This window comes from Pseudoalteromonas sp. PAB 2.2, assembly GCF_001938575.1.
Taxonomy (GTDB): Bacteria; Pseudomonadota; Gammaproteobacteria; order Enterobacterales; family Alteromonadaceae; genus Pseudoalteromonas; species Pseudoalteromonas lipolytica.
Genome location: NZ_LYPI01000023.1, coordinates 64,881 through 74,093, shown reverse-complemented (window position 1 = coordinate 74,093; position 9,213 = coordinate 64,881). Strand labels below are relative to the sequence as shown.

The following is a 9,213-nucleotide window of genomic DNA, read 5'->3' as shown; positions in this document are numbered from 1 at the left end:
TGCTGACCTATAACTTGGTCAGGTATCAAATGGTGCAGATGTGTAATACTTTAAATGGAGACTACTTGCCGTATCAACTTAGCTTCAATGGGGCGTTGGCTCATATCATGCGCCTAATAGTAGGGCTTCCATACTCGTCACCGGGAGCAATCCCGAGGCAACTCCAAAACTTCTACTCAATGAGTGAGAGTTTAATACTTGAGCCCAGGCGAGAAAGATCCTTCCCTAGAGTCGTTAAGAAAAAACCAAGCCGATACCCTCGAAAATACAATGCCGCTCACCTTAAGTGAACGGCATTACTATATTATATAGGCCTTTTTTATTGCTATAACTTGGTTTCGAGTTCTGCGACGGTGACCATTATTTTTAGAATCTTGCCATCACGGTACAGCTCAAATTCAATTTCTTTACCCGGCTCTGTATTGCCTATTTTCTCAAGCACTTGCTGTGGGTTTGCAACCGATAATCCGGCAATTTTAATGACAATATCTTGCTCTTTTATACCCGCTTGCCATGCAGGACCAAGGGGATCTAGGTTATTTATACGCATACCCGTTACTGGAGTGTAGCTGTCGCTTACATCTTTTCCGGTGCTGTCCACAGCGGTTCCAGTAAAGCCTAGGTAACCACGAACGACACGGCCATGTTTAATTAGCTTTTCCATAATATCTTTTGCAAGAGAGTAGGGAACAGCAAAGAAGATACCTTGAATATCTAAGTTTTCACGGGTTTTAAATTGCGCAGATGTGATACCCACAAGGTCGCCTCGTGAGTTAACTAATGCTCCCCCTGAGTTCCCCACATTTATGGCCGCATCCATTTGTAATAGGTTATTGTAGGGGCTGTCTGTGATCTTTTGTTTGCCGGTGGCGCTAATAATCCCTTGGGTAATTGTTTGACCTAAATTGAGTGGGTTACCAATTGCGAGCACAACATCGCCTACTCGGGGCTTGAAGTTATCGTTGACGGGGATCACAGGTAAATGATCAGAATTTATTTTTAGGAGGGCTAAATCAGTTATGGTATCAAAACCAATTAGTTGAACGTCGTAAAAGCGACGGCCATCGGTTAAGATCACAATAATTTGGTCCGCATTATTGATTACATGGTAATTGGTTAATATGTAGCCATCTTGCGACATGATCACGCCAGATCCTAACTCTTGAATCGTGTTTTGACGTTTGTATCGCGGTTGGTTTGAAATGCTCTCAGAAAAGATGGTCACCACCGAAGGAGCGGCTCTTTGCACAGCGCTAGAAAAGCTCATATGCTCAGACGACATCGCGGCTGGTAAGTTTACATTAGGAAAAAGTGCGCTGCGTAAACTGGGGCTAAATAACACCACCAAAAAAGCAATCCCTAATCCGGTAAAAAGTGGTGGAAGAATAAATTTAAATAGTTTTAGCACAATATTCTTATTATCAGTGAGCAATCCCCTAATGATGGCACAAAAAAAATAACAGCGGCAAGCACCGCTGTTATTTTTTCATGATTTATCAATTAAGTTTACTGGATCAGAACAAAAACAAGCTCTCTGCCGCGTTTTACACCGAGTACGATGTTACCTTGCGTGTTTTCGATAATTTTATTCATGTCACGAATATTCTCAACACGTTGGCGGTTCACTTGCATGATCACGTCACCTTCTTCTAAGCCCACACGTGCGGCAGGTGAACGTGCTTCTACTGAGGCAACTTCAACACCTTTCCCATCGCTCTTTTGCGTGTTTTCAAGCGTTGCGCCTTGGAATGCAGGGTGTGTTTCTTCACCTGCTGAAACAGAAGTCGCGGCGCCATCAAGTGTGACATTTACTATTTTCACTTTGCCATCACGATAGATACCGAGCTTCACTTTTTTGCCTTCACCTAGGGTCGCAATTTTACTGCGTAGTTCGTGGAAGCCACTGATTTCAGTACCATCAACACTAATAATAACATCTCCGGCTTTTATGCCCGCTTTACTCGCTGCGGTGTCATCCATTACCTGCATGACATAGGCACCTTGCTTAACATCAAGCTTTTGCGCTTTTGCAAGCCCTGCATCCAACGGACGGCCTGAAATACCGAGTGAGCCGCGGCGTACTTCACCGTGTTCAATAATTTGATCAACAAGGTTTTTCATCATTGTTGATGGAATGGCAAAGCCAATTCCCACGTTACCGCCAGAGGCACCTAAAATTGCGGTGTTAATACCGATTAACTCGCCGTTTAGATTAACAAGCGCGCCTCCCGAGTTACCTTGGTTAATCGCAGCATCGGTTTGGATGAAATCTTCATAGCCCTCTATATTTAGGCCACTGCGGCCAAGGGCACTTACGATCCCAGAGGTTACAGTGTGGCTTAAACCAAACGGGTTACCAATCGCGACAGCAAAATCACCGACGCGAAGCTTATCTGAATCTGCAATTTTTAAAGCGGTTAAATCCTCAGCATCGATTTGTAACAAGGCAATGTCAGACTCTTTGTCACTGCCAATTTTTGTTGCTTCATACTCACGGCCATCTTCAAGCGTGACCACCATTTTTTCGGCATCTTCAACAACGTGATTATTGGTCACTACATAACCTTCATCGGCATCGATAATCACGCCAGAACCAAGACCACTAAATTGACGCTTTTGACTGCCCCCACGCGGCACACCAAAAAAGTCATCGAAAGGGGTTGCTCTACGGCGGACTTCTTTAGACCCTGATACTTGAATACTCACGACGCCTGGGGTGATCTGTTCAAGCATTGGTGCGAGCGTTGGCAGTTGTTGACCATTGACAGCCACCGGAAGTTTGGCCATTGAAATTGCAGGGGTTAACAATAAGCTAGTAGATAAAATAGCAGCACTAATAACAGATAATTTCATTTTCATAGTCTGGGTTTACTCCACTTCAGAGATAAAGCAAAAACTAAAAAGGGCTGCATAAGCAGCCCTTTTCTTCGTTTAGATATAAAGCTGTTATATCTAAAGACTATGGGGTCAAAAAAAAGTTCATCAAGAGGCTTTAGAATGTTCTGAAACTTTATTTGAACCAGCAAATAGACCTGTTTCACCTACTACATAGTCGGCAGGCTGCGCTTCTGCGTTTGAGCGATCGCTTTGGCGGTCTTGTAATGAATGTTGTAATTGCTCCGTGGTTTCTTTTGAAAAGAACGGCTCATTAGGGTGCTGCTTTTTATCTGTTAGGAGTAACTTATTTGTTTCTTCAACATGATTGAGCAATTGATCGTAGTTGTCTTTCATTTTTGAAACCAGTTTGCCAGTGCTCGCAAGGTGATCGGCAACGTCTTGACGATATTGTTCAAGTGCATTGTTGGCTTGTTCTACTTGATGCTCTAGCTCGTCTTGTTTAAATTGCTTTTTGGTTACAAATGCACCAATAAAGAATGCTGCGATTGCAACGATGATTAAAATACCTACCCAGGTAATTGTGCCCATAAATCCACCCCTTTGGGAAAAATAACTAAAACTTATGCCTTAAAAGCATTTATAGTCCAATCTTTATTAAAATATGCTTAATTTGATTGTGAAATCATACTGCGGGCTAATATACCCTGAGATACGATGCGTGTTAATATACTGTGCAAATTTAACTGTGTTTTATTGTAACGACCTATGACTCCTTGGCAGAAATACCAACAAGATTTACAACGTGAAGACTTCGTACATGATGCAGCGCAAGAAAATGCGGTTCGTCATTTGCAAAGACTCTATGATGACTTAACTGCTGACAAGCCAGCCGCCAAGGGATGGTTTGCCAAGCTCTTTTCTAAAGATAGCACGCCAGCTATAAAAGGGCTTTATTTTTGGGGCGGTGTTGGTAGAGGTAAGACCTATTTGGTTGATACATTTTACGAAGCGCTGCCTACTGAGCGTAAAATGCGTGTGCACTTTCACCGGTTTATGCACCGTGTACATGATGAGCTTAAAAAGTTAAAAAACACCAGTAATCCACTGAACGTCGTTGCTGATATCTTTAAGTCGGAGACAGATATTATTTGTTTCGATGAGTTTTTTGTACAAGATATCACGGATGCAATGTTGCTAGGCGGCCTGATGGAAGCCTTGTTCGAGCGCGGTATTGTGCTTGTGGCAACGTCGAATATTGTTCCGGATGAGCTATATAGAAATGGCTTGCAGCGTGCGCGTTTCTTACCAGCAATTGAATTAGTAAAAGCAAATACTGAAATAGTAAATGTTGATTCAGGGGTTGATTACCGTTTACGGACCTTAGAGCAGGCCGAAATTTTTCATAGTCCGCTCGATGCGCAAGCAGACGCAAACTTATTTGAATACTTTGATAAGCTTTCACCTGAGCCCGGCATTTTAGATACCGCTATTGAAATAGAAGGGCGCATGATAAAAACCCGTAAAGTGTCTGATTGTATCGTGATGTTTGATTTTAGCGAGTTGTGTGAAACAGCCCGTAGTCAGGTCGACTATATGGAGATCAGCCGTTTATACAACACCGTCATACTCTCGAATGTAAAAGCATTAGGACAAGCAAATGACGATGCCGCACGTCGTTTTATTGCATTGGTTGATGAGTTTTACGAGCGCAATGTGACGCTTATTATTTCTGCAGAAAAACCGATCACTGAACTTTACAGTGAAGGTAACTTAAATTTTGAATTTAAGCGCTGTATTAGCCGATTACAAGAAATGCAGTCGCTCGAATATTTAGCGCGAGAGCATTTAGCATAGTCATTGTTGAGTTGTTTATTGTGAGTTTTCAGAAATTAGCCACTTGAGATGACGCTTTCTTTACAAGTTGATAAAAAAGCCATTGCTCACATTAAGTGCGTAAATATTCATTCTGATTTCTTAGAATAAAAAACAACCATCATCTAGCAATGTGGTTTAAGTGCTGGTATACTCCCGCGTCTGCCACGTTGCGTTCTATTGCCAGATATTAGTTTAGCCTCTAATTGATGGCGCAAAGTCTTAAACTCGAAGGGGTTAAAGCATTCAACTTAGAGCGGTAATTAAAAAATAATTACCTGTGGTTTTAAATTAAAAAACATTGGATTTTAATAAATGAAAACGTTTGTTGCTAAGCCAGAAACAGTAAAACGTGACTGGTACGTAGTTGACGCTGAAGGTAAAACTTTAGGTCGCATCGCTACTGAAATCGCTCGTCGCCTACGCGGTAAGCATAAAGCTGAGTACACTCCTCACGTAGATACTGGTGATTACATCATCGTTATCAACGCAGAGAAAGTTACTGTTACTGGTAATAAAGCAAAAGACAAAATGTACCACTCACATACTGGTTTCCCAGGTGGTCTTAAGTCTACTACTTTCGACAAGCTTCAAGCTGCAAAGCCTGAAATGATCATCGAAAAAGCTGTTAAAGGCATGTTGCCACGTGGTCCTTTAGGCCGCGCTATGTACCGTAAACTTAAAGTTTACGCGGGTACTGAGCACAACCATGCTGCACAACAGCCTCAGGTTCTAGACATTTAAGGAGCACTATCATGGCAAATCAATACTACGGTACAGGTCGTCGTAAAAGTTCAAGTGCTCGCGTATTCTTACGCCCAGGCACTGGTAACATCGTAATTAACAAGCGCTCTCTAGAAGAGTACTTCGGTCGTGAAACTGCTCGCATGGTTGTTCGTCAAGCATTAGAGCACGTTGAAATGACTGAAAAGTTTGACTTACACATTACTGTTTCAGGTGGTGGTACTACTGGTCAAGCTGGTGCTATCCGTCACGGTATCACTCGTGCACTTATGGAGTTTGACGAGTCATTACGTCCTACACTTCGTAAAGCAGGCTTCGTTACTCGTGATGCGCGTAAAGTTGAACGTAAGAAAGTGGGTCTTAAGAAAGCTCGTAAGCGTCCACAATTCTCAAAACGTTAATATTTACGTTTATCAGAATTTCAAAAACCCAGCTTCGGCTGGGTTTTTTGTTTTTAGCTATTTCTTCTAGAAATTAGACGTTAGAAATTAGAAATTAGAAATTAGAAATTAGAAATTAGAAGTTAGAAGTTTGATCACACACATAAAAAGCGTGCTTGAGGTTAAAATGGTTTATTTTGTTCTAACCACTAACCACTAACCACTAACCACTAACCACTAACCACTAACCACTAACCACTAAAGTTACTTTTAACTCCTCGATTTTACGATTACTGATGTGAATAGGGATCAAACAGAGAAAGTTGTATCCTGCGTATGGTCCGTTTTTTTCGTTCGATATTTAACCGGTCTTGGCAATTCCTTCGTATTACATTAAAAAAACTTCACGATTTCGCAAAATAAGCTCAAATCCATCAGTTAATTGATGAATTTTTTTGCTACAATTGGGGGGCAAGTAATGTGAGTGAGTTCAACAACAGCTAATGCAGATTTCTGTTTCCTCTTAGTGAGGTTGATCTTGGTCAGTATATTGTTTTTTATATGCGTTATCATAACCAACGGCTTCATACTCGAGCTTACCCAAATTAATAATTCATTAAATGGGGTTTATTCGAGCATGGGACTGTGAATAACCTTGTTTTAATCAAGGGTTTTAATTATGATCGCGTCTATTTTAAAATTTCTAAAAATTAACCTGCTGTAACTGATGTTCTCAATATGGCAAGTGTTGGGAATCATAGTGGAGATAAGTGGATGAGCAATGCGCCTGTAGACAATGGCCGACGTCGCTTTTTAACCATAGCTACCTCTGTTGTTGGTGGTGTTGGTGCGGCTGGGGCTGCTGTTCCTTTTATTGCGTCTTGGAATCCAAGTGAGCGAGCTAAATCTGCGGGTGCGCCTGTAGAAGTAGATATCAGCAAGCTTGAGCCAGGACAATTAATTCGTGTTGAGTGGCGAGGAAAACCTGTTTGGGTTATCAATCGTACACCAAAAATGCTTGAGCAGATGAAAGCTCACGAAGGTCAACTTCGTGATCCAGCGTCTGAAGAGCCTCAACAACCTGAATCATCAACGAACGAATACCGTTCGCAACGTCCAGAAATTTTCGTTGCTGTTGGTATTTGTACGCACTTAGGTTGTTCACCAAGCTTCTTACAAGGTGGCTTTGGTGAGAAAGTTGAAGGCACAGATGATGGTTTCTTCTGTCCGTGTCACGGTTCTAAATTTGATATGGCGGGTCGTGTATTCCAATCTGTACCTGCACCATTGAATCTAGAGATTCCTCCGTATACCTTCCTTGATGACACGACTATTTTAGTCGGTGAAGAAAAAGGAGCGGCGTAATGTTTGGTAAAATTATTGGTTGGATCGACGATCGTATTCCAATGACTCGTGTTTGGAACATGCACATTGCACAGTATCCAGCACCTAAAAACTTTAACTTCTGGTACTTCTTTGGCTCATTAGCTATGTTAGTGCTTGTTAACCAGATCGTAACAGGCATTTGGTTAACAATGAACTTTGTACCATCAGCTGAAGGTGCATTCGCATCAGTAGAATACATCATGCGTGATGTTGAATACGGTTGGTTACTTCGTTACCTACACTCGACAGGTGCATCAGCGTTCTTTATCGTTGTTTATCTGCACATGTTCCGTGGCATGATCTACGGTTCTTACCAAAAACCACGTGAGTTACTGTGGTTGTTCGGTATGTTCATCTTCTTAGCGCTAATGGCTGAAGCTTTCATGGGTTACTTACTACCTTGGGGACAAATGTCGTTCTGGGGTGCGCAGGTAATCATTTCACTGTTCGGTGCGATTCCGGTTATTGGTGATGATTTAACGCTTTGGATCCGTGGTGACTACGTAATTTCAGGTGCGACGCTTAACCGCTTCTTTGCACTTCACGTAATCGCGCTTCCTTTAGTTATCGTTATCTTAGTGTTCTTACACATTGTTGCGTTACACGAAGTGGGTTCAAACAACCCAGACGGTGTTGAAATTAAGCGTAAGAAAGGCTCTGTGGCTGAAGAAGATAAGCCTAAATTTAAATTCCACGAGTATTACACCAACAAAAAAGACATTGTTGATGCAATTCCGTTCCACCCTTACTACACAGTTAAAGATATTGTGGGTGTGGTTGGTTTCTTAATCTTATTCTGTTGGGTTGTATTCTTTATGCCTGCGATGAATGGTTTCTTCTTAGAAGCGCCAAACTTCGAAGCAGCGAACCCACTGAAAACACCTGAGCACATTTTCCCTGTTTGGTACTTCACGCCATTCTATGCGATTCTGCGCGCTATCCCAGATAAACTAATTGGTGTTATCGCGATGGGTGCATCTATCGTAGTGCTTGCGTTACTACCTTGGATTGACCGTGGTTCGGTTCGTTCTATTCGTTATCGTTGTGGCTTACACAAGTTAAACATTGCTCAATTCGTGGTAACGTTTGTTATCTTAGGTTGGGTTGGTGCAACACCACAAACTGATTTCAAAACGCTGTTATCGCAAATCACGACTGTGACATACTTTATGTTCTTCGTATTGTTATTTGTTTACAGCAAGAACGAGAAAACTAAGCCATTACCAACGAGGTTGACGAAATGATGAAAAAGCTAATTATCGGTTTATTCGCATTGTTGCCAACGTTGACGATGGCAGCAGGTCCTTCGGTTCCTTTAATGGACGCGAACATTGACCTAAAAGACAATGCGTCTTTGCAACGTGGTGCTAAATTGTTCATGAACTACTGTCTTGGTTGTCACCAAATGCAGTATCAACGTTATGAGCGTACGTTCCGCGATATCGGTATTCCTACTGAAATTGGTCAAGAGCAACTTATTTTTGACGGTTCAAAAGTAGGTAGCCACATCAAGAATGCAATTGCGAAAGATGACGCAGCTAAATGGTTTGGCGCAGCGCCACCGGACTTAACGCTTGTAGCGCGAGTTCGTGGTACTGACTGGATCTATACGTATCTGAAGTCATTTTATAAAGATGAATCTCGCCCGTTTGGTGTAAACAACATTGTTTTCCCATCGGTAGGTATGCCGCACGTTCTTCAAGAACTACAAGGTTTACCGACACCTATCACTGAAGAAGTCGAGGAACATGGTCACACAGTGACTAAGGTTGTTGGCACTGAAACAGATGGTACAGGTGAAATGAGTGACGACGAGTACGATCGTGCTGCTCGTGACTTAACTAACTTCTTAGCTTACGTAGGCGAACCGTCACGTTTAGAGTCAGAAGCGTTAGGTCTTAAGGTAATTGGTTTCTTAGTGATTCTATTTATCTTGGCATTCATGCTGAAGAAAGAATACTGGAGAGATGTTCACTAATTCTGGACGTTTTGA

Annotated in this window: 9 protein-coding genes and 1 pseudogene; 7 read left to right on the top strand and 3 right to left on the bottom strand. The window is 42.0% G+C overall.

Features of this window, described 5'->3' with window-relative positions; translation table 11 throughout:
• Positions 1–290: pseudogene (locus BWD47_RS18665) on the top strand (IS4 family transposase); the annotation flags it as partial.
• 35 nt (positions 291–325) lie between these two features.
• Here BWD47_RS18665 and BWD47_RS18660 read toward each other — a convergent pair.
• The 3 genes from BWD47_RS18660 to BWD47_RS18650 all read right to left on the bottom strand — a co-directional run bounded on the left by BWD47_RS18660 (position 326) and on the right by BWD47_RS18650 (position 3,426).
• The gene (locus tag BWD47_RS18660; protein ID WP_036971284.1) at positions 326–1,408 is read right to left on the bottom strand and encodes a trypsin-like peptidase domain-containing protein; all 1,083 of its coding nucleotides are present in this window, start codon (positions 1,406–1,408) and stop codon (positions 326–328) included.
• 98 nt (positions 1,409–1,506) lie between these two features.
• Positions 1,507–2,859 (bottom strand): Do family serine endopeptidase, encoded by a 1,353-nt coding sequence (locus BWD47_RS18655; RefSeq protein ID WP_074989677.1) that lies wholly within the window; start codon positions 2,857–2,859, stop codon positions 1,507–1,509.
• A gap of 123 nt (positions 2,860–2,982) precedes the next feature.
• The gene (locus BWD47_RS18650; RefSeq protein ID WP_036971279.1) at positions 2,983–3,426 is read right to left on the bottom strand and encodes a YhcB family protein; all 444 of its coding nucleotides are present in this window, start codon (positions 3,424–3,426) and stop codon (positions 2,983–2,985) included.
• Between the two features lie 177 nt (positions 3,427–3,603).
• Between BWD47_RS18650 and zapE the strand changes: the two genes are divergently transcribed.
• The 6 genes from zapE to BWD47_RS18620 all read left to right on the top strand — a co-directional run bounded on the left by zapE (position 3,604) and on the right by BWD47_RS18620 (position 9,198).
• Positions 3,604–4,692: a cell division protein ZapE gene (gene zapE / locus BWD47_RS18645; RefSeq protein ID WP_036971276.1), complete on the top strand. Its 1,089-nt coding sequence runs from the start codon at positions 3,604–3,606 to the stop codon at positions 4,690–4,692.
• A gap of 333 nt (positions 4,693–5,025) precedes the next feature.
• A complete protein-coding gene (gene rplM, locus BWD47_RS18640; protein WP_036971273.1) occupies positions 5,026–5,454 on the top strand; it encodes a 50S ribosomal protein L13 in 429 nt (142 codons plus the stop codon).
• A gap of 8 nt (positions 5,455–5,462) precedes the next feature.
• Entirely contained in the window at positions 5,463–5,855 is a 393-nt protein-coding gene (rpsI, locus tag BWD47_RS18635; protein ID WP_095209788.1) for a 30S ribosomal protein S9, read from the top strand.
• Between the two features lie 753 nt (positions 5,856–6,608).
• Positions 6,609–7,199 carry a ubiquinol-cytochrome c reductase iron-sulfur subunit gene (gene petA, locus BWD47_RS18630; protein ID WP_036971266.1) on the top strand — a complete coding sequence of 197 codons (591 nt, stop codon included), beginning with the start codon at positions 6,609–6,611 and terminating at the stop codon, positions 7,197–7,199.
• Positions 7,199–8,464 carry a cytochrome b N-terminal domain-containing protein gene (locus tag BWD47_RS18625; protein WP_036971263.1) on the top strand — a complete coding sequence of 422 codons (1,266 nt, stop codon included), beginning with the start codon at positions 7,199–7,201 and terminating at the stop codon, positions 8,462–8,464. The genes petA and BWD47_RS18625 overlap by 1 nt, the downstream gene beginning before the upstream one ends.
• Complete coding sequence (locus BWD47_RS18620) at positions 8,461–9,198, top strand: cytochrome c1 (RefSeq protein WP_036971260.1); 738 nt, start codon at positions 8,461–8,463, stop codon at positions 9,196–9,198. Before BWD47_RS18625 ends, BWD47_RS18620 begins: the two co-directional genes overlap by 4 nt.
• The last annotated feature ends 15 nt before the right edge of the window (positions 9,199–9,213 follow it).